Raw genomic sequence first — 20,161 nt, 5'->3', positions numbered from 1 at the left:
CAAACATGAAAAATCTTCAGAATAGTCTTTATCAAGACCGTATTGTTTTAATTACTGGCACAACTAAAGGTATTGGACTGCATTTAGCAAAACATTTTTTAGAACAAGAAGCTATTGTTTGTGGTTTCGCTCGTTCTGAATCATCTTTGCAACACAATCAATACTATCATTATCGAGGAGATGTTACTAACGTTAATGATGTTAAAGGAGTTATACAGGAAATCAGAAAAAAGTTTAATCATTTAGATATACTGATTAATAATGCAGGTATAGCGTCAATGAATCCTTCTATGTTGATGCCAGAAACTACTGCTAAAGAGATACTTGATATCAATATAATTGGTGTTTTTAATATGTCGCGGGAAAGCACTAAGTTGATGATGAAAAAAAACTATGGTAGAATTATCAACTTTAGTTCTGTTGCTGTTCCTATGCACATTGAAGGAGAGGCAATTTACGCATCTAGTAAAGCAGCTATTGAAGAATTTTCTCGGGTTTTTGCGAGAGAAGTTGCCAGATTTGGCATCACAGTTAACGTCATTGGACCTTCACCAATTATGACAGATTTGATTGCCAAAGTATCTCCAGAAAAAATCCAAAATCTTGTTAATAAAATGCCTTTAAGTCGTTTAGGAGAATTTAAAGATGTGGAAAATGTGATTGATTTTTTTGCTAGTGAAGCTAGTCAATACATTACAGGACAAGTTATTTATCTTGGAGGTGTTTCATGAATAATCTTGAGAGATTTTTATCCTATTTCGCAGATTATGATCATAAAACTGCTTTAATCTTGAATAATCGAAATTATAGTTATAATTGGATTTTAGAACGAATAGAATACTGGTCTTATATTTTGTCAGAGGAAGGTATACAAAAATCTGTTGTTGGTTTTCAAGGAGATTATTCCCCGGAAATTATAGCCTTATTCTTCGCACTCATGCGGCTAAAAAATATCTTAGTCCCTTTAGGTGTAATTAATCAGCAAGAACAAAAGAGATATTTTGATATCGCTAATCTTAGGTATATTCTGTCAATTGATAAAGAAGAAAAGTTAGTAATTCAAGATTTGAAAACTATTGTAGATAATACTACTTTATCTCAATTCATCAAAGGGGAAACTGCGGGAATTATCTTATTTTCTTCTGGTTCTACTGGCACACCCAAAGGAATGCTTCATGATTGTGATAAATTATTATCAAAATACAATCATGGCAGAAAAACTCTTAATACTTTAGCATTTTTATCCCTGGATCATATTGGGGGAATCAACACTCTATTATATCAATTATCTAATGGGGGAATAACAGTATTAACGGATAATAGAAGACCTGAAAATATCTGCCAATTAATTGAAAGTTGTCATATAGAGTTATTGCCAGTCTCTCCTACTTTTCTGAATTTACTTTTGATGTCAGAGTCTTATAAAAATTATGATTTAAGTTCTTTAAAAATTATTAGTTATGGTACAGAAGTAATGCCAGAAAATACATTATTGGCTTTAGCTAATGCTTTTCCTGGGGTAAGTTTAAAACAGACTTATGGACTATCAGAATTGGGAATATTACCCACTAAAAGTGAAAGTTCTGAAAGTAAATGGGTTAAGTTAGGTGGGGAAGATTACCAAGTGAAAATAGTAGATAATATCCTCTGGATAAAAACTAATTCAGCTATGGTTAGTTATTTGAATGCTCCCTATCCTTATGATGATCAAGGTTGGTTAAATACAGGAGACGTGGTAGAAACAAAAGGGGATTATTTTAAAATACTTGGTCGTCAATCAGAAATGATTATTGTCGGTGGTTTAAAAGTCTTTCCCCAAGAAATAGAGAATATTTTAATCCAAATGCCGGAAATTGATCAAGTAACAGTTTTTGGTGAAGCGAATGCAATTACGGGAAATATAGTTGTTGCTGTAGTTAAACCCACAGATTTATCAATTGACGAACGGAAAATGAGACAACTGATTCAATCCTATTGTCAAGAAAAGTTACAAAGTTATAAAATTCCAGTTAAGGTTTATTTACACTCTAGTGAACATCACAATCATCGGTACAAAAAAATTCGTTCTCAAGTTAAGGAAATGCTATGAATCAAACAAGTATTCCTCTTATCAGTATGCGAGGTATTGCGATCGCTTTACCTGAAAAAATTGAATTTAATCATCAATTATCCGATGTGTTAGATGATGAAGACATAGAAAGAGTTAGTCAAACAATTGGTATTCACAGTAGAAAGGTTGCTGGTGAGGGAATTACAGCTTTTAATCTGATGTCCCAAGCTATAGAAAACCTTTTAAAAACTACAAATATTAGCATAAAAAATATAGATTGTTTGGTGTGTATTACCCAAACTCCAGATTATTTGATTCCGGGAAATTCTTTTCTATTATCTCATCAATTAGGACTAAAAACAAGTGTCTTAACACTAGATATAAATGCTGGTTGTGCCGGATTTACCCATGGTCTAATTGTCCTGGGAAAATTAATTAGTAATGGTGATATTAAATGTGGATTACTTGTAGTTGGAGATACACTTACAAAGCTAGTCAATCCTCAAGATAAAACTGAAAGGTTGTTATTTGGTGATGGAGCGGCTGCCTGTCTTTTAGAATTTGATGAAAAAGGCAAAGGACTAACAGCTTGCTGGAGAACTATTGCTAGTGATTATAATAAGTTAATAGTTCCTGCTGGTGGTATGAAAACACCAACTACAGAACATACGAAAATTGTCAAAATCCAAGAAGATGGTAGCTATAGAAGTGAAAATGATTTAATTATGGATGGTGCTGCCGTTTTCTCATTTTCAATTAAAGAAGTTCCTGAAGTTGTTAACTTAGCTTTAAAAAATTGTAATTTAAGCGATGAAGATATTGACTTATTTGTGTTTCACCAAGCTAATAAATTTATGGTTGATTATATCCGTAAGAAATTAAAGCTTGCTGAAGAAAAAGTTCCTATTTGTGTAGAAGGAATAGGTAATACCAGTAGTGCATCTATCCCCATTGCTATTAGTCGTTATGCCTTAAATCAAGGCATAAATAAAATTAGTGGTCGGCTGTGTTTAACTGGGTTTGGAGTAGGTTTATCTTTGAGTAGCGTCATTATTGAAGTAGAAGATTTAATTGTCACTTCCCTATAATTTCACAATGTTATGAAGAAACAAAGAGTAGTCGTAATTGGAGCAGGAGGTCATGCCAAAGTAGTAGCAAGTACGCTCATGGACGCAGGACACCAAGTAGTAGGTTTTTACGATGATGATCTGCAAAAGAGGGGAAAGCATATTTTTGGTATTCCCGTTGTTGGTCCACTGGGCGAGCTTAAATATAACGATTTTTCTCATGCAATCATTGGTATAGGTGAAAATGAGGTAAGAAAGCATTTAGTAGAAAAACTGAATCTTAATTGGATAACTGTGATTCATCCATTAGCTTATGTTCACCCCGAAGTTTATTTAGGCGTAGGTACTGTAGTTTGTGCTGGTGCTATAGTCCAGCCCTATTCTAGAATTGGCTCGCACGTAATTATTAATACTAAATCTAGCGTTGATCATGACTGCTGCGTTGGAGATTATGTACATCTAGCACTCTCCCACCTTGCAGGTGGTGCAACAGCTAATGAGGGAGCATTTATAGCCCTGGGAAGCATTGTATTTCCAAAGGTTACAATTGGTGCTTGGGCTACTGTCAGTGCTGGTTCAGTAGCAATGAAGGATGTGATGCCAAACAGCATAGTCGCAGGTGTGCCGGCTCGATTGATTAAAGAAGCTAATCTTAATTAACGCAAGAGGCAAAAGAAGATTAACATAAATACTGATAATTATCCCTACACATTCCCTATTCCCTATGAAAATTATTTCTCTCGGTCATGCAGGCCTCCAAGTAGAAACTCGAAATGCTAAAGTGCTGATTGATCCTTGGTTTTCACCAGAAGGGGCGTTTCTGGGTTCATGGTTTCAGTACCCAGATAACCAACATTTGATCACTTCTGCACTGCTGCAACCAACGGCCATCGCTATTTCTCATGAGCATTTAGATCACCTTGACCCTTGGTTTCTGTCCCAAATACCAGCAAATACATCTATTATTATTCCTCGCTATCCCTCACCAGTCTTAAAGAGAAAAATTGCTGCTGCCGGTTTAAAGGAAATTATAGAATTGCCTCAGTGGCAACCAATAAAAATAGCTGAGAGCATTAGTATTTTCTTTGTATCAGAACAGTCACCAATGAACCATGACTCCGCAGTGGTTATTGTTGGTGATGGGCAGACTCTACTTAATCTCAATGATGCTCGCTTGTCTGGATCTCAACTTAGCAGCATCCGTAACAAAGTAGGTGGAGTAATTGATGTGTTAGCACTGCAAGGAGCAGGAGCTTCTTGGTATCCCATCTGTTACGAGTACCCCGAAGAGCGTAAAAGAGAACTTTCCCAGAATAAGCGCCTAGCTAAATTTAAGTACATGGAACGGGCGATTACTATTGTTGAACCAGTAACAGTTATGCCCTGTGCTGGTCCTCCCTGTTTCCTTGATTCAGAACTGACTTGGGCAAATGCACAGATCGAAGCCGGAATTTTCCCAGATCAACAGCAGGTAGTAGACTGGCTAGGGCAGGAGGGAATTAAAAATACTATGATTTTGCTCCCAGGTGATGCTTTTGATGTGACTACAAATCAAAAAGCAGCTGATCCTATCTGGGATGATTTTCACTTTAGCAATCGCACCTCTTATGTACAAGACTATGCTGAATTGAGAACTGGTAATCTTCTGGCTTTAAAGGCTCGTTACCCTCAACCTACCGCATCTCTTTACTTACCATTTTGCGACTATTTCCAGCGTCTTTTAGGAATGAGTCCTTACTTCAACAGCAAAATCAAGATGCGAGTTGGCTTTGATATCACAGGACCTGGAGGGGGGAAATGGGCGGTTGATTTTCGACCCGGTTTAGAGGGGGTATATGAAGAGATGGGTGAATGTAGTTATGGTTACCGTTTTGCCTCAAGATGGCTTCCTTCTTTGTTAGATGGTTCCTTGTCTTGGGAAGACTTCTTTTTGTCCTTACGATTTCAGGTATGGCGAAATCCAGATATCTACAATGACCATCTTTTAGGACTCTTGAAATTTGCTTGTTCTCAGTCCCTACAAGCTGTAGAAGATTATGAAAACTCAGTGGATTTCCAAGAGCAAATTACAATCCATTGCGACGGAAGTAATTACTTGGTACAGCGCCATTGCCCCCATGCAGGTTTTGACTTACAGGAGGTAGGAGAGGTTTTACCTGGAGGGATTCTGCGCTGTCTAGGTCATCACTACGAGTTTGATTTAAATACCGGAAAATGCCTGAATGGCAAATCTAAATTACTCAGCAGCAAACGCACTATTTAGGTGAATTATGAATAAACCAATTCTGCTCTCAACTCCCCATATAGGATCTCAAGAATTAGCATTCGTAAAAGAAGCATTTGATACTAATTGGATCGCCCCAGTAGGTCCTCATGTTGATGCTTTTGAACAAGAATTTTGCCTTGGGACTGGCGCTAGTTATGCTGCTGCCGTCAGTTCGGGAACTGCGGCTTTACATTTAGCTTTACAATTAGTTGGCGTAGGGTCAGGGGATGAGGTTTTTTGTTCTACTTTAACCTTTGCTGCTACTGCTAATCCTATCATTTACTTAGGTGCAAAACCAGTTTTTATTGATAGCGATCGCATTTCCTGGAATATGAACCCAGAATTGTTGCAAGAAGCTTTACAAAAACGCGCCTATTTTGGTAAATTACCAAAAGCAGTTATCCTTGTACATTTGTATGGTCAAAGTGCAGATATTGAACCTATTCTCCAAGTTTGTAATCAATACAATATTCCCCTAATTGAAGATGCAGCCGAGGCTTTAGGTGCTACTTATAAAGGGCTTTGTCCTGGAACTTTTGGGCGAGTTGGTATTTACTCCTTCAATGGTAATAAAATCATCACTACTTCCGGTGGGGGAATGTTAGTTTCTGATGATGATAAATTAGTTATGAAAGCCAAATTTTTAGCAACTCAAGCCCGCGATCCTGCACCCCATTATCAACATTCAGAAATCGGTTATAACTATCGTCTGAGTAATGTTTTAGCAGGTATCGGTCGTGGTCAGTTACAGGTTTTAAATGAAAGAGTAGCAGCGAGACGACGCAATTTTGAAATTTATCAATCTGCTTTGGGAGATTTACCAGGAATCGAATTTATGCCCGAAGCTAATTTTGGACATTCTACGCGGTGGTTAACGGCTTTAACAGTCGCGACCGAGGCTTTTGGTGCAGATCGAGAATATATTCGTCTTCAACTTGCTAAAGAACAAATTGAAGCTCGTCCTGTATGGAAACCATTACACCTCCAACCTGTGTTTTCTGAATGTGAATGTATTGGTGGTGAAGTCGGGGAAGATTTATTTGTACGCGGTCTTTGTTTACCCTCTGGCTCTAATCTAACAGACGAAGATTTAGAAAGAGTAATTTCTGTTATTACAGCTATTTACTCAACAACTTAAAAATATCCAACTTTAATGATTATGGAACTACAAGAATCTTCTATATCACCGATAAAATATTGGACAATTCTCAAACGTCGTTGGTTGGCAACTTTATCTATTAGTATTGTTGTTTTTGGGATATCACAGTTAGCAACATCTTTGAAAAGACCTCTTTATGTGGCAGAAGGTAAGTTACGTTTTCAAAGAAATAATTCTACTTCTTCTATGACGGGATTAGGAACAGAAATAGGCAAATTAGTTCCTCTCATGGAACAAAGTAATCCCATGAACACAGAAGTAGAAATAATACGTTCTTTTCCGGTAATAGAGAAAACTATTAACCGTTTAGAACTCAAAGATGATAAAGGACTGGCTTTAAAAACTAGGCTATTTCTCAAAAACCTCACTATCAAAGAAGTTAAAGGTGCTGATGTTCTCCAAATTACCTACACAGATAGTAACCCAAAAACTGCTGCTCAAGTTGTAAATGAGCTAATGAAAGTTTATTTGGAGCAGAATTTATCTTCACGCAGAGCCGAAGCAGCCGCAGCTCGCAAATTCATAGAAAGACAACTACCAAAAGCCGAATTAGTTGTGCGTCGCTCTGAATCTGAATTAGCAGGTTTTAAAGAGAGAAATAAGATTGTTTCTTTACAGGAGGAAGCAACTCAGGCAGTGGAAATCATGGCTAATTTGCAATTAAGAATGAACGATACTCAATCTCAATTGGCTAATGTTAAATCCCAGTCTCAGGTAATAAGTCAACAATTGGGAATGAGTCCCGAACAGGCATTATTAATGACTTCTATCAGTCAAATCACTGGAATACAAGATATTCTTAAAGAAATCCAACAGCTACAATCAAAATTGGCAAATAGGCAAACTATTTTGGAGAATAGTCATCCAGAAATTATAGACATACGAGACAAAATAATCTCTTTAAACAGAGTTATTGATCAGAGGATAGCCCAAGCATTAGGTAAAAATAAACTACAAGCACAAGGTAACTTACAATTGAGTGCATTACAACAACAACTCTCTACTAGACTCGTAGAATTAGAATCTAACCGTCTAGGTTTAGCAAGTCAAGTCAATTCTTTATTAGATTTACAATTTGCTTATAAACAAAGATTAAATAACTTACCGAAATTGGAAGAACAACAGCGTCAGTTAGAACGTAAACTACAAGCAGCACAATCTACCTATTCCCTGTTACTTCAAAAGCTACAGGAAAGCAGAATAGCCGAAAATCAAAATTTAGGTAATGCTACTAAGATATCTGAAGCACAAATTCCTGATGAATCTACCTTCTCTGCTATGGGTTCTTATCTAAGTTCAGCCTTAATTAGTATATTGGCGGCCTTGATTACTATATATATTCTAGAACGGCAAGATAAATCTATTAAGACTGTTGATGAAGCTAAAGAATTACTGGAACTGACTTTATTGGGAGTTATTCCTACAGCCAGTAAGTGGAAAAGATCCTCTAGCAATCAGGATGAAAGTGATCCCTATAATCAAAGTATTATCATTCGAGATTTCCCCCGTTCTTCTATTAGTGAATCTTACCGAATGTTAAGGGCAAATCTCAATTTCATGAGTGCTGATAAAGAGCTAAAAGTTATTGTTGTCACCAGTTCTGTACCCAAAGAAGGTAAATCAACGGTAGCAGCCAATTTAGCTACAGCAATGGCACAAATGGACCGTCAAGTTTTACTAATAGATGGAGATTTGCACAGTCCAGTTCAGCATAAAATTTGGGATTTGATGAATAATCAAGGTTTAAGTAATTTAATTATTAAAGAAGAGGAAATCTCTGCTACTATCAAAAAAGTCATGCCTAACTTAGATATCTTAACTTCTGGCATAGTTCCTCCTAGTCCGGCCTCTCTTCTAGATTCTCAAAGAATGGCAACTTTAATGGCGAATTTTTCTGATAAATATGATTATGTAATTGTTGATACTCCAGCATTAAATGTTGCTGCTGATGCTGTTACTTTAGGACAAATGGCCGACGGTGTTTTATTAGTGGTTCGTCCTGGTATTGTTGATTCTGTTAATGCTACTTTTGCTAAGGAACTATTAGCAAAATCCGGACAAAATGTCTTAGGACAGGTGGTTAATAGTGTAATCGTTAAAAATGAACCCCATAGCTATTACTACTTCCAAAAAGAAGACTATTCACAAACAATTAATCAAGAGTCTCAAGAAACTGTAAAAATTTAGTTTAGTGAGGATTTACTGATAAGTATTGATTAATGTAGTGAGGACTTGAGTCCTCTTTTCCCCTTTTCCCCGTAGTCAGGACTTGAGTCCTCTTTTCTAGATACTACGCGAACAAAATCAAGGCTAAATCCCTGACTACAAAGGAAAAATTATAATTTTTACTGCCACCCTTGCGTCGCTCCTGTTCTGGAAGGAGTCGGGGATATGCTTTCTGCTTATACTTGTATTGAGAAAATTATTTTTTATTCTTTCTATCAACATCCAATACTATGCGTTAATTTATATTTAGTAATAGTTTAGCTCTTACCCATACGCTACCAAAGAAGAAACTAGGTAGGACGTATCTTTGCGTTAACGGGAAGCGCCCCATTATAGATAATCTTTTATTTAATAAGCTGTTTAGCATTTAAGTTTGACAAAATCAGTCATTTAAAATCTTATAGGTGGGCATACCTTTGAATATTTATACATATATAATTTAGTGACGCTTTAACTTATCAATAAACACAAAAATAAGATAGCGGTTTACTAACCTGGTATCAATATAACCTTGATCATTTTTGCCTACCGTCTGTCCTTTGCCTTTATGAGTCAGCTTAATCATTAAATTGGTGCAAAATATGGGATAGAATCTATGTTCATCCCAGAAAATAGAAGTATGTATCTTCTGGAATATCAAATTTAGATTACAGATTCGACATACTTCTTAATAAACCAACAGCGTCAACACAAAACGTTCTAATCTAAAAATTGAACTGGGTTAATTTACTGGGTTTTGCCAGCGTCATATTCACAAATACGCAAAAATGTCAAGCCTTAAAAATAAATAACTCAGGCTTAACACATAAACGATTATGATAGGAGTTTTAAAAAGCTAATGAGTGTTAAGGCAAGCGGTGGAAGCTCAGTTGCGCGTCCGCAACTATATCAAACCCTACCCGTGTCCACTATTTCCCAAGCGGAACAACAAGACCGCTTTTTAGGAAGAGGTGAACTAAGTGAACTGGTCAGTTATTTTGCCTCTGGGGCAAAACGTTTAGAAATCGCCCAAATTCTCACAGAAAATTCGGAAATCATCGTTTCTCGCGCTGCTAACCGGATTTTCGTCGGTGGTTCACCTATGGCTTTCTTAGAAAAGCCTCAAGAACGAGAATTGGCAATGGTCGGTGCTGGTGCTAGTCTGCAAGAGGGCATGAAATTAGGAACAGTCACCTACGTTGAAAGTCGTGGTGGTTTCTTGGAAAACCTGCGTTCTATTTTCAATACTTCTGCTGGCGGACCGACACCTCCGGGCTTTAGACCCATTAACGTCGCTCGTTATGGTCCGGGTAACATGGCCAAGAGCTTACGGGATTTATCCTGGTTCTTGCGCTATGCTACTTATGCCATTGTCGCTGGTGACCCTAATATCATCTCTGTGAATACCAGAGGTTTACGGGAAATTATTGAAAATGCCTGTTCCTCTGAAGCGACTATAGTGGCTTTACAGGAAATCAAGGTGGCTTCTTTATCTTATTTCCGCAAAGACGCGGCAGCTACAGAAATTGTGACTCAGTACATGGATGTATTGCTCACAGAATTTCAAGCGCCCACACCTTCAACGAAAGTCCGCCAACGTCCCACTGGTGATCAACAAGGGTTACAACTACCCCAAATTTACGCTAACGCGGCTGAAAATCGTCCCAAATACGCTATGAAGCCGGGTCTGTCTTCTAGCGAAAAGACAGAAGTGATCAAAGCGGCTTATCGTCAAGTATTTGAGCGCGATATTACCCGTGCTTATAGCTTGTCTATTTCTGATTTGGAATCAAAAGTTAAAAATGGCGAAATCTCCATGCGGGAGTTTATTCGTCGTCTTGCTAAGTCTCCCCTTTACCAAAAGCAATTTTACCAGCCTTTTATTAACAGTCGGGTAATTGAATTGGCTTTCCGTCATATTTTAGGACGGGGACCTTCCAGCCGCGAAGAAGTGCAAAAATACTTTGCTATTGTTTCTAAAGGCGGTTTAGCGGCCTTGGTGAATGCTTTGGTAGATTCTACCGAATACAGCGATTACTTTGGCGAAGAAACAGTACCCTATATTCGGGGTCTGGGTCAAGAAGCTCAAGAGTGTCGCAACTGGGGACCACAGCAAGACCTGTTTAAATACAGTGCGCCTTTCCGTAAAGTACCTCAATTTATTACAACTTTTGCGGCTTATGAACAGCCATTACCTGATCAACATCCTTATGGTTCTGGTAATGATCCCTTGGAAATTCAATTTGGGGCGATTTTCCCGAAAGAAACTCGCAACCCCAGCAGCAGCCCTGCACCTTTTAGTAAGGATACCCGCCGGATTTTGATTCACCAAGGACCTGGTATCAATAATCAACTTAGTAACCCTAAAGCCCGTGGTGTAGCTCCAGGGACTCTAGGGGCTAAAGTCTTCAAATTAGACCAATTACCAGGAACTATTGGCAAAAAAGCGGCTAAGGGAGCAAGTGTTAAGTTCTCTGAAAGTTCTACCCAAGCGGTAATTAAGGCTACATACTTACAAATTTTCGGTCGTGATGTTTATGAAGGTCAACGGCTGAAAGTTGCAGAAATTAAGCTGGAAAACGGCGAAATCACTGTCCGTGAGTTTGTACGGATATTGGCTAAGTCGGATTTATTCCGCAAGATGTATTGGACTTCTCTCTATGTGTGTAAAGCGATTGAGTATATTCACCGTCGCTTATTAGGTCGTCCTACCTATGGTCGGGAAGAGAACAATAAGTATTTTGACCTGGCGGCTAAGAAGGGTTTCTATGCTGTTGTTGATGCTATCATTGACAGTGATGAATACAGCCAAGCATTCAGTGAAGATACTGTTCCTTACGAACGCTATTTAACTCCTGCTGGTGTATCTTTACGTCAGTTGCGCGTGGGTACTATCCGCGAAGATTTGGCCAATGTTGAAAAACAAGAAACCCCGCGCTTTGTGGAATTGGGTGCAGTTACAGAAATGCGGACTGAACCAGATATTGATTTCCGCATTAATCAAGGTGTTACTAAGCAACGTGAGCAAACCAAGGTCTTTAAATTAACAGCAGTCGGTAATGATAAGGTTGCTGTTGATACTGTAATTAGCGGTGCTTATCGCCAGATTTTCGAGCGAGATATTGCTCCTTACATTTCTCTCAACGAGTTCACGAGTCTAGAAAGTAAGTTGGTGAATGGTGAAATTACGGTGAAGGAATTTATTCAAAGTTTGGGTTACTCTAACCTGTACTTGAAGGAGTTTTATACACCTTATCCCAACACGAAAGTAATTGAGTTGGGTACTAAGCATTTCTTGGGTCGCGCACCGATTGATCAAGCAGAAATCCGCAAATATAACCAAATTCTCGCTACTCAAGGTATTCGTGCCTTTATTAGCTCTATGGTGGAGAGTGTGGAATATCGTCAAGTCTTCGGTGAAGATACTGTTCCTTACCGTCGCTTCCCCACTTTACCTGCTGCTAACTTCCCCAATACTGAAAAGCTTTACAACCAGCTAACTAAGCAAAATGATGATTTGGTTGTTCCCAGCTTTAAAACAGTTAAGCCTCGGATTAAAACTGAGAATACACCAATTTTGGCGAAGGCGATCGCTGATTTAGCAGCCCAAAGTAAGAAAATGGACAAGACTAAACCCTTGTTTATTGAGTTGGGTCGTTCTTTCAATGATGGACGTGGACAGTCTGTAGAGGTAGGTGTAGGCACGAGCAGACGCAAGCCAATTCGGATTTATCGCGCTACTACTGGCACAAATTCCCCGGAAACCAATCAGGTAATTAATGCTATTTACTGTCAGGTAATGGATGTATTTAGTGGTCAAGTTCCTGGTTATTTCCGCCGTTCTGACTTAGATAGCAAATTACGGAATGGTGAAATTACCGTGCGTGAGTTTGTCCTGGAATTAGCTAGTTCCGAAATCTATCGCAAACGGTTCTATACTCCTTATCCCAATACCAAGGTAATTGAATTTTTATTCCGTCACCTGTTGGGACGCGCACCGGCTACCCAGAGCGAAATCCGTCAATATAACAAATTATTGGCTGATAGCGGTTTAAGGGCTGCTGTAGAGGGAATTGTCAATAGTCCTGAATATGCTCGTTATTTTGGTGAAGACGTAGTACCTTACAAACGCTATCCCTCTTTACCAGCGGGTAACTACTTGGGTAGTGTACAAGCTGAGGCTGATTTGGTGAAACAATCTTGGTCTAGCTTGTCTCCTGCTGTTTTAACAGGTCGTCCTAGCAATAGGTAGGTTAATGGGTAATGGGTAATGGGTAATGGGTAATTGGTAATTGGTAATTGGTAATGGGTAATGGGTAATGGGTAATTGGTAATAACTCTACCTCCTTGCCTGTTACCTGTTACCTGTTACCTGTTACCTGTTACCTGTTACCTGTTACCTATTCCCTGTTGCCTCAAAATGAGCAAATCTGAAAATTAATGTTACAAAATATTAAGAGCAGTAATAAATGCTCAACATAATACTGGACAATATTTTGCGGAAGGTATTTGAGTTTTCCATCTGGTTTACACCAAATCCAGTCAATCTGGTTAGAAATGTAAATCAAGATGTCGGGCTTGACTATCAACCATATAAAGTCGTACCAGTTTAATCAAACTCTGGTTACATTAGTTTTGGAGGAATCCATTAATGAGTATCGTCACGAAAGCTATCGTGAATGCTGATGCAGAAGCTCGCTACCTCAGCCCCGGTGAATTAGATAGAATCAAAGGTTTTGTTGCTGGTGGCGCACAACGCCTTCGCATCGCGCAAGTATTGACCGAAAACCGCGAGCGCATTGTTAAGCAAGCTGGTGACCAACTGTTCCAAAAACGTCCTGATGTTGTTTCCCCCGGTGGTAACGCTTACGGTCAAGAAATGACAGCTACTTGCTTGCGTGACTTAGACTACTACCTCCGCCTGGTTACCTACGGAATCGTTTCTGGTGATGTTACAGCCATCGAAGAAATCGGTATCGTTGGTGTTCGGGAAATGTACAAGTCTTTGGGTACTCCCATTGATGCAGTTGCTGGTGGCGTTGCCGCTATGAAGAACGTTGCTGCTACCTTGTTGTCTGCTGAAGACGCTGGTGAAGCTGGTTCTTACTTCGACTACGTTGTTGGTGCAATGCAGTAGGTTTTAGCTCTATTCTCGGCTAAAACTGATACTGTGACAATAAGGTTGGAAATAAGGAAAAAACAACAATGCAAGACGCAATTACCTCCGTTATCAATTCTTCAGACGTTCAAGGTAAATACCTTGATACCTCTGCTCTCGAAAAATTAAAAGGCTACTTCGCTACTGGTGAACTGCGCGTTCGTGCCGCAGGTACTATCAGTGCTAATGCTGCTGCGATCGTTAAAGAAGCTGTAGCTAAGTCCTTGTTGTACTCTGATGTTACCCGCCCCGGTGGTAATATGTACACTACCCGTCGTTACGCAGCTTGTATCCGTGACTTGGATTACTACTTGCGTTATGCTACCTATGCTATGCTCGCTGGTGATGCTTCCATTTTGGATGAGCGCGTATTAAATGGTTTGAAAGAAACCTACAATTCCTTGGGAGTACCCGTAGGCTCTACCGTTCAAGCTATCCAAGCTATGAAGGAAGTAACCGCTAGTTTGGTAGGTCCTGACGCTGGTAAAGAAATGGGCGTTTACTTCGACTATATCTCCTCTGGCTTGAGCTAGGAGTTAGGTTTGCACTTAGTAATATAGGTGCGAAACTGGTATTTTGGTCTGGAAATCAATCATGATTGCTAGAAGGTTCTCTTGCTAATTTGATTGTAAGTGTTATCAGTCTAGTGTTGATGGTTGATTTCCAGTCTGCGAAAGATTAATTAAAGATTTGCACTCAAAATTTTTGAGATAAAAAAGTTTCCACAAACAAATAGAGGAGATTTGAAAAAAATGGCTCGTTTATTTAAAGTAACTGCTTGTGTTCCTAGTCTATCTCGTACTCGCACCCAACGCGAATTACAAAACACTTACTTTACTAAGTTAGTTCCCTATGAAAATTGGTTCCGTGAACAACAACGGATTCAAAAAATGGGTGGCAAGATTGTTAAAGTGGAATTAGCAACTGGTAAACAAGGTACTAATGCTGGTTTGTCTTAATTTCTATACATAGCGAGCTTATTTTATTTCGATTTTCTTAGGGGTCTAAAAAGACCTCTTTTTTTGTTATATTTTCGCTGTTGCTGATTCAGATAATTTAGCTCATGCAGAAGCACTCCAGGCGCAGAGAGTGAGAGTAGTAAGAGTTTATCTTTTTTTCATTTGATATTCTTTTGTATCAAAAAGAAAGTTGCAAAGTGTTTTAGCTGAGTTTACTGCTAATCTTGCATGATGTTCTGATGGTTTAACTGGAAATTACATGAGAGTCACTCATTGTATTTCGTAATGTAGCCAAACCAGAAACTACACTTGTTAAACCTGAAAGGATTTAAAGTATTTTCCTATGTATGACAAAGTGGAAATCATGCCGACAAGTATTCATTGTAAGCGATCGCCTGTGGTGCGATGCGCCAATAATAAACTAGAATTAAATAACCCTAGCTAAAAATTCTCTCAACTATGGCAACTGCTACTAACATTGGTACGCTAGTAACCTGTTCTCCAGATATCAATAATGGTCGTCCCGTGATTACAGGGACTAAAACTTCTGTGAGTCGGGTGGTTGTTCTTTACAAACAAGGTGCAAATGCTGAAGAAATTGCCCGTCGGATAAGTCACCTCAACCTTGCCCAAGTTTATGCAGCTTTAGCTTACTACCACGTTAATCGTCATCAGATTGAAACTGAGTTAGCCCAAGCAGAAGCAGAATACTGGAATTTAGCAGAGTTACACAGCCAGAAAGATAAAAATACAGATGAATAAAATCCGGCTTTATATTGACGAAGACTCTATGGATGAAGATTTTGTTCAAGCCCTACGTTCGCGCAATGTAGATGTGTTAACAGTTGCAGATGTGGGAATGTTGTACAAATCAGATCGAGAACAGCTAAGTTGGGCTAAAGAAAATAACCGAGTTATATTTAGCTTTAATGCCAGGGACTTCTATTATATCCATACTACTTTACTCGAAGAAGAGTCATCTCACGCTGGAATAATTTTAGCACCTCAGCAAAGATACAGCATTGGCGAGTTAATGCGTGGAGTTTTGCGACTTATTAACACCAAATCAGCAGAAGATATGCAGGGACAAGTGGAGTTTTTAAGTAACTGGGTTTATTGATTATGCCAGCTTTTATAGTCAGTCATACAAAAATAGGCTGGGCTTTTATACCCACCCTTAGTTAATTTTTCTTATTTAAATGACTCAGAATTATTGGGGGTTGCGTTGTTGATGATGAAAACGCATTTCTCCCCGGAATTTCTTCATTTGTGCTTGCTGTTGGGGAGTTAATATAGCTTGCATTTTTTGTCTTTCCGAATCATGGATTTGTTTAATTTGATCTTTCTGTTTGTCCGTTAGATTCAAAGAATTAAAAATATCACCTTTTTTCTCATGTCCACTGTGATGTTGTCCTTGTCTTTGTTGACGTTCAGCTTTACGTTTTTCCATTGCAGTTTTTAACTGATTTTTTTGTTCTGTGGTCAAGATAGCGTCAACTTGAGCGCGGGTATTGGTGTGAATTTCCTTCATTTTCGCTTTTTGTTCACTGGTCAAATTCAAGTGTTTAAATAAACCTCTTTTTTGTAATTCTTGACCAGGTTGGGGTAAGGGTGGGTTGTTCTGCGCTTGCACTGCAAAGGGAGTTGCGATTAAAGTTAAGGACAGAGTACCAGCAAGCAGTGATAATGTCTTCAGTTTCATATTTACCCTTTGGTTATTTGTAGTTATTTGTCGTTATTTCGGTTTTTTATGTTCCTATGATATTAACTTCTATCCAGAAATTAATCTAGAATTAACAACAACTTTAGCAACTTTAAAGTTGATAATTCAGGATAATGGTAAAGGTTTTGATTTAGGTGAAAATCCGACTGGATTTGGTTTACAAAGTATGCGCGATCGCATTTTAGCATTAGGAGGGGAATTTGAAATTAACACTCATCTAGGTGCAGGTTATCAAATTATTGTGCAAGTTCCTTTACTGAACTATTAAACTGTTTTACTCTCAAAATCATAGTTTTTAGAAAATTTATCTCGGAAAATAAAGTAAAGAAATATTAAAAATTCATGAATTTCACCACCTTCATCTTTAAAATGAATTATAATCATAAAGTGACCAGTTATTTAGTAGAGCTTACTAATTGGTAATTAGTAATATAATTCCTGGATATCCTGATTATGACGATGTATTTCAATAGTAACTTATCATTGATAACATCACATATTTATTTGAAAAACACAGAAAATATATGGACTTTAGACACTACTTACAACAACTGCAATCAAAACTAGAAAAAGGCAGTGAACGCACTCACTACTCCACATTAGAAAATCTGATTAATAGTGTTACTTTAGGAATAAAATACACCGTTGAAGAATTGGGAAATCAAGCAGGTATTCCTGATTTTACGGTGAGAAAGAATAATCAATTACTCGGTTATATTGAAGCCAAAAAAATCGGAGAAAACTTAGATAAAATTCAAAAAAATGAACAATTACAACGTTATTTAGAATCATCCATTGGTGAAAATATTATCCTGACTAATTATCTTCAGTTTCATTGGTATCTTGATGGTAAACTGCAATTAGAAACCACCTTAGCTACAATTGAAAACAATCAAATAATTCCTGTTTCTAATATATTAGAAACAGAACAATTAATTAGATCATTTCTCAGCAAACAAGAAAAAACTATTAATAACTACTATGATTTAGCTAAGGAAATGGCCGCAGCAACTAAAGCTATTCGTTATAGTATTAATGAAGCATTGAAAACCGAAGAACAAACAGGAGAATTAACCCAATTAAAATTATTATTCCAAGAGTTACTATTACCAGATTTAGATAATTATAATTTTGCTGATATGTACGCTCAAACCATAGCTTATGGTTTATTTACCGCTAGGGTAGGCCATTGTCATGGACAAACAACATATCAATTTAATCGTCAAAATGCGGGTATTTATATTAGTGATAAAATTCCCTTTTTACAAGGATTATTTAGTACAGTCATTTCCACAGATATCATCAGTAAAATTAATTGGACAATTGATAGTTTAGTCGAACTTTTAGCTAAAGTTGATATGAATAATATTCTAGAAAACTTTGGACAAGAGACACGAAAACAAGATCCCATAGTCCACTTTTATGAAACATTTTTAGCAGCTTATGAAGCATCATTAAGAAAAAGTAGAGGAGTTTATTATACTCCTGAACCTGTAGTATCTTTCATTGTTAAAGCAGTTAATCATATTTTAGAAAATGATTTTAATTTAGATGATGGTTTGGGTAGTAAAAACTTCACAATTTTAGACCCAGCTACGGGAACAGGAACTTTTTTATATGAAGTCATTAAACAAATTTATTTTAACTTTGAAAAATATGGAGTTAACCGTTGGAATCAATTATTTAGAGATAAACAAGTTCTCAAACGTTTATATGGTTTTGAGTTATTAATGACTCCTTATACAATTGCACATTTAAAACTGGGATTATTATTAGAAAACTTAGGTTATGAATTTCAAGAAAAAGAAAGATTAAATATCTTTTTAACTAATGCTTTAAATGAAGGAGTGAAAAAATCAGAATTAATTTTAGGCCAGTATATCTCAGCAGAAGCAAACCAAGCAGCAGCAATTAAAACAGAAATCCCTAGTCATGTAGTTTTAGGAAATCCTCCCTATTCGGGACATTCAGAAAATAAAAATGAATGGATAGAAGGATTAGTTAAAGATTATTATCACATAGATGGATTATCTTTAGATGAAAAAAATCCCAAATGGTTACAAGATGATTATGTAAAATTTATTCGCTTTGGACAATGGAGAATTGATAAAACAGGAGTAGGAATTTTAGCTTTTGTTACCAATCATGGTTATTTAGATAACCCGACATTTAGAGGAATGCGTCAAAGTTTATTACAAAGTTTTAATCGGATTTATATTCTGAATTTACATGGTAATGCTAAGAAAAAAGAAGTTTCTCCAGATGGAAGTATAGATCAAAATGTCTTTGATATTCAACAGGGAGTAGCGATTTTAATTGCTGTTAAGGATATTCCTAAAAATCAGCTTATATTTAATCAACAAAATGCACTAGATAATGGCGTTTTTTATGCTGATTTATGGGGAACTCGTGAACATAAATACATAAATATGAGTTATTGAAAGAATTAACGATGAAAACCGTAGCATGGGAAAAAATCAATCCTATTTCTCCTTTTTATTTGTTGACTCCTCAAGATGTTTATGCTTTAGCAGAATATAATCGAGGTTGGAAAATAACTGATATCATGCTTGTTAATTCTGTGGGAATTGTCACAGCACGAGATTCTTTAACAATTCAGAAAACTCGTGAAGACGTGGAAAAAATTGTTAATGATTTTGCATTTTTACCACCAGAAGAGGCAAGAGAAAAGTATAATTTAGGAAAGGATACAAGAGATTGGCAAGTTGCTTTAGCGCAAGATGATATTAAAAAAAGCAGAGTTAAACAAAATAAAAATAATACAATAAATAGAAATTCGATTAAACGGATTTTATATCGTCCTTTTGATATCAAATACACCTACTATACAGGTAAATCAAGGGGATTTATTTGTATGCCTCGAAATGATGTGATGAAAAATATGTTATTAGGTGATAATTTAGGATTAATTACCGTTAGACAACAATCTCAGTCTGGGGAATGGTCTTTAGTTGGTACTACTCAAGATATGATAGAATCTTGTGCTATTTCTAATAAGACCAAGGAAATTAATTATTTATTCCCTCTTTATATTTATCCAGAGAACGAAACAACCCAAGACAGAAAACCTAATTTCTCTCCAGAATTTCTGACTGTAATTAAGTCCAAATTAGGTTATATTCCCACAGCAGAAAATATCTTTTATTATATTTATGCTGTGTTTCATTCTCCTCAATATCGTCAACGATACTCCCAGTTTTTAAAGATTGATTTTCCGCGTCTTCCTTTAACTAGCAATAATGAATTATTTAATCAATTAGTTATCAAAGGAGAAAAGTTAGTTAATTTACATTTGATGAAAAATCTGCCTTCAACTCCCATTACTAAATCAGAAACTTCTACTACTGCTAATTTACCTTTATTTAATGGAGAAGAAAGAGGCGCTATTCATTATCAAGGTGATGGTAAAAATGAAATAAATCAAGTTAAATATAATACAACCCACATTCCGCACCCCAAACTGTCACAGAGGTAAATTACGTAGAGAAAAAATTAAAGAGAGCATCAAAACAAACATATAAAGTGAAAAAAGGCATTTGAGAAACAGTAAATC

16 protein-coding genes and 1 pseudogene are annotated in these 20,161 nt (G+C 37.1%); 16 read left to right on the top strand and 1 reads right to left on the bottom strand.

All coding sequences use genetic code 11. The features are described from left to right. The first annotated feature begins 5 nt into the window (after positions 1 to 5). The 13 genes from H6F62_RS10610 (at position 6) to H6F62_RS10545 (ending at position 15,984) form a co-directional block, all read left to right on the top strand. Positions 6 to 731 (top strand): SDR family oxidoreductase, encoded by a 726-nt coding sequence (locus H6F62_RS10610; RefSeq protein WP_190372006.1) that lies wholly within the window; start codon positions 6 to 8, stop codon positions 729 to 731. Continuing rightward, positions 728 to 2,089 (top strand): fatty acid--CoA ligase family protein, encoded by a 1,362-nt coding sequence (locus H6F62_RS10605; RefSeq protein WP_190372005.1) that lies wholly within the window; start codon positions 728 to 730, stop codon positions 2,087 to 2,089. The genes H6F62_RS10610 and H6F62_RS10605 overlap by 4 nt, the downstream gene beginning before the upstream one ends. Next, positions 2,086 to 3,138 (top strand): ketoacyl-ACP synthase III, encoded by a 1,053-nt coding sequence (locus H6F62_RS10600; RefSeq protein WP_137907075.1) that lies wholly within the window; start codon positions 2,086 to 2,088, stop codon positions 3,136 to 3,138. Before H6F62_RS10605 ends, H6F62_RS10600 begins: the two co-directional genes overlap by 4 nt. A gap of 12 nt (positions 3,139 to 3,150) precedes the next feature. Beyond that, positions 3,151 to 3,777: an acetyltransferase gene (locus H6F62_RS10595; protein ID WP_137907074.1), complete on the top strand. Its 627-nt coding sequence runs from the start codon at positions 3,151 to 3,153 to the stop codon at positions 3,775 to 3,777. Positions 3,778 to 3,841: 64 nt separating this feature from the next. Continuing rightward, positions 3,842 to 5,380: a Rieske 2Fe-2S domain-containing protein gene (locus H6F62_RS10590; RefSeq protein ID WP_190372004.1), complete on the top strand. Its 1,539-nt coding sequence runs from the start codon at positions 3,842 to 3,844 to the stop codon at positions 5,378 to 5,380. A 7-nt stretch (positions 5,381 to 5,387) separates the two neighbouring features. Continuing rightward, positions 5,388 to 6,521 (top strand): DegT/DnrJ/EryC1/StrS family aminotransferase, encoded by a 1,134-nt coding sequence (locus tag H6F62_RS10585; RefSeq protein ID WP_137907072.1) that lies wholly within the window; start codon positions 5,388 to 5,390, stop codon positions 6,519 to 6,521. A 21-nt stretch (positions 6,522 to 6,542) separates the two neighbouring features. Next, positions 6,543 to 8,729, top strand: a complete 2,187-nt coding sequence (locus tag H6F62_RS10580; protein ID WP_190372003.1) for a polysaccharide biosynthesis tyrosine autokinase — start codon at positions 6,543 to 6,545, stop codon at positions 8,727 to 8,729. An 877-nt stretch (positions 8,730 to 9,606) separates the two neighbouring features. Next, entirely contained in the window at positions 9,607 to 12,999 is a 3,393-nt protein-coding gene (locus H6F62_RS10575; RefSeq protein ID WP_190372002.1) for a phycobilisome rod-core linker polypeptide, read from the top strand. Between the two features lie 399 nt (positions 13,000 to 13,398). Beyond that, the gene (gene apcA, locus H6F62_RS10570) at positions 13,399 to 13,884 is read left to right on the top strand and encodes an allophycocyanin subunit alpha (protein ID WP_028084653.1); all 486 of its coding nucleotides are present in this window, start codon (positions 13,399 to 13,401) and stop codon (positions 13,882 to 13,884) included. 68 nt (positions 13,885 to 13,952) lie between these two features. Then, a complete protein-coding gene (gene apcB, locus H6F62_RS10565) occupies positions 13,953 to 14,438 on the top strand; it encodes an allophycocyanin subunit beta (protein WP_028084652.1) in 486 nt (161 codons plus the stop codon). Positions 14,439 to 14,657: 219 nt separating this feature from the next. Then, complete coding sequence (locus H6F62_RS10560) at positions 14,658 to 14,864, top strand: phycobilisome linker polypeptide (RefSeq protein WP_027402734.1); 207 nt, start codon at positions 14,658 to 14,660, stop codon at positions 14,862 to 14,864. 459 nt (positions 14,865 to 15,323) lie between these two features. Continuing rightward, on the top strand, positions 15,324 to 15,626 hold the full coding sequence (locus H6F62_RS10550) for a DUF433 domain-containing protein (RefSeq protein ID WP_137907070.1): 303 nt from the start codon (positions 15,324 to 15,326) through the stop codon (positions 15,624 to 15,626). Next, entirely contained in the window at positions 15,619 to 15,984 is a 366-nt protein-coding gene (locus tag H6F62_RS10545) for a DUF5615 family PIN-like protein (protein WP_137907069.1), read from the top strand. The genes H6F62_RS10550 and H6F62_RS10545 overlap by 8 nt, the downstream gene beginning before the upstream one ends. Before the next feature lie 90 nt (positions 15,985 to 16,074). On the opposite strand, the gene H6F62_RS10540 is transcribed toward H6F62_RS10545, so the two are convergent. Continuing rightward, positions 16,075 to 16,566 carry a Spy/CpxP family protein refolding chaperone gene (locus H6F62_RS10540; RefSeq protein WP_190372001.1) on the bottom strand — a complete coding sequence of 164 codons (492 nt, stop codon included), beginning with the start codon at positions 16,564 to 16,566 and terminating at the stop codon, positions 16,075 to 16,077. A gap of 76 nt (positions 16,567 to 16,642) precedes the next feature. Between H6F62_RS10540 and H6F62_RS10535 the strand changes: the two are divergent. The 3 genes and pseudogenes from H6F62_RS10535 to H6F62_RS10525 all read left to right on the top strand — a co-directional run. Continuing rightward, positions 16,643 to 16,855: pseudogene (locus H6F62_RS10535) on the top strand (sensor histidine kinase); the annotation flags it as partial. Positions 16,856 to 17,111: 256 nt separating this feature from the next. After that, the gene (locus H6F62_RS10530; protein WP_190371999.1) at positions 17,112 to 19,028 is read left to right on the top strand and encodes an N-6 DNA methylase; all 1,917 of its coding nucleotides are present in this window, start codon (positions 17,112 to 17,114) and stop codon (positions 19,026 to 19,028) included. Between the two features lie 11 nt (positions 19,029 to 19,039). After that, on the top strand, positions 19,040 to 20,083 hold the full coding sequence (locus H6F62_RS10525) for a type ISP restriction/modification enzyme (protein WP_190371998.1): 1,044 nt from the start codon (positions 19,040 to 19,042) through the stop codon (positions 20,081 to 20,083). Positions 20,084 to 20,161 lie beyond the last annotated feature (78 nt).

It is taken from the genome of Anabaena sp. FACHB-1391, assembly GCF_014696755.1.
Taxonomy (GTDB): domain Bacteria; phylum Cyanobacteriota; class Cyanobacteriia; order Cyanobacteriales; family Nostocaceae; genus Dolichospermum; species Dolichospermum planctonicum.
The sequence above is the reverse complement of the archived record's forward strand: the minus strand, read 5'-3'. Positions and strand labels throughout refer to the sequence as shown.

Bases quoted from the DNA above. Each gene is read 5' to 3' on its own strand.
- H6F62_RS10610 (WP_190372006.1), top strand. From the start codon at position 6: ATGAAAAATCTTCAGAATAGTCTTTATCAAGACCGTATTGTTTTAATT.
- H6F62_RS10605 (WP_190372005.1), top strand. From the start codon at position 728: ATGAATAATCTTGAGAGATTTTTATCCTATTTCGCAGATTATGATCAT.
- H6F62_RS10600 (WP_137907075.1), top strand. From the start codon at position 2,086: ATGAATCAAACAAGTATTCCTCTTATCAGTATGCGAGGTATTGCGATC.
- H6F62_RS10595 (WP_137907074.1), top strand. From the start codon at position 3,151: ATGAAGAAACAAAGAGTAGTCGTAATTGGAGCAGGAGGTCATGCCAAA.
- H6F62_RS10590 (WP_190372004.1), top strand. From the start codon at position 3,842: ATGAAAATTATTTCTCTCGGTCATGCAGGCCTCCAAGTAGAAACTCGA.
- H6F62_RS10585 (WP_137907072.1), top strand. From the start codon at position 5,388: ATGAATAAACCAATTCTGCTCTCAACTCCCCATATAGGATCTCAAGAA.
- H6F62_RS10580 (WP_190372003.1), top strand. From the start codon at position 6,543: ATGGAACTACAAGAATCTTCTATATCACCGATAAAATATTGGACAATT.
- H6F62_RS10575 (WP_190372002.1), top strand. From the start codon at position 9,607: ATGAGTGTTAAGGCAAGCGGTGGAAGCTCAGTTGCGCGTCCGCAACTA.
- apcA (WP_028084653.1), top strand. From the start codon at position 13,399: ATGAGTATCGTCACGAAAGCTATCGTGAATGCTGATGCAGAAGCTCGC.
- apcB (WP_028084652.1), top strand. From the start codon at position 13,953: ATGCAAGACGCAATTACCTCCGTTATCAATTCTTCAGACGTTCAAGGT.
- H6F62_RS10560 (WP_027402734.1), top strand. From the start codon at position 14,658: ATGGCTCGTTTATTTAAAGTAACTGCTTGTGTTCCTAGTCTATCTCGT.
- H6F62_RS10550 (WP_137907070.1), top strand. From the start codon at position 15,324: ATGGCAACTGCTACTAACATTGGTACGCTAGTAACCTGTTCTCCAGAT.
- H6F62_RS10545 (WP_137907069.1), top strand. From the start codon at position 15,619: ATGAATAAAATCCGGCTTTATATTGACGAAGACTCTATGGATGAAGAT.
- H6F62_RS10540 (WP_190372001.1), bottom strand. From the start codon at position 16,566: ATGAAACTGAAGACATTATCACTGCTTGCTGGTACTCTGTCCTTAACT.
- H6F62_RS10530 (WP_190371999.1), top strand. From the start codon at position 17,112: ATGGACTTTAGACACTACTTACAACAACTGCAATCAAAACTAGAAAAA.
- H6F62_RS10525 (WP_190371998.1), top strand. From the start codon at position 19,040: ATGAAAACCGTAGCATGGGAAAAAATCAATCCTATTTCTCCTTTTTAT.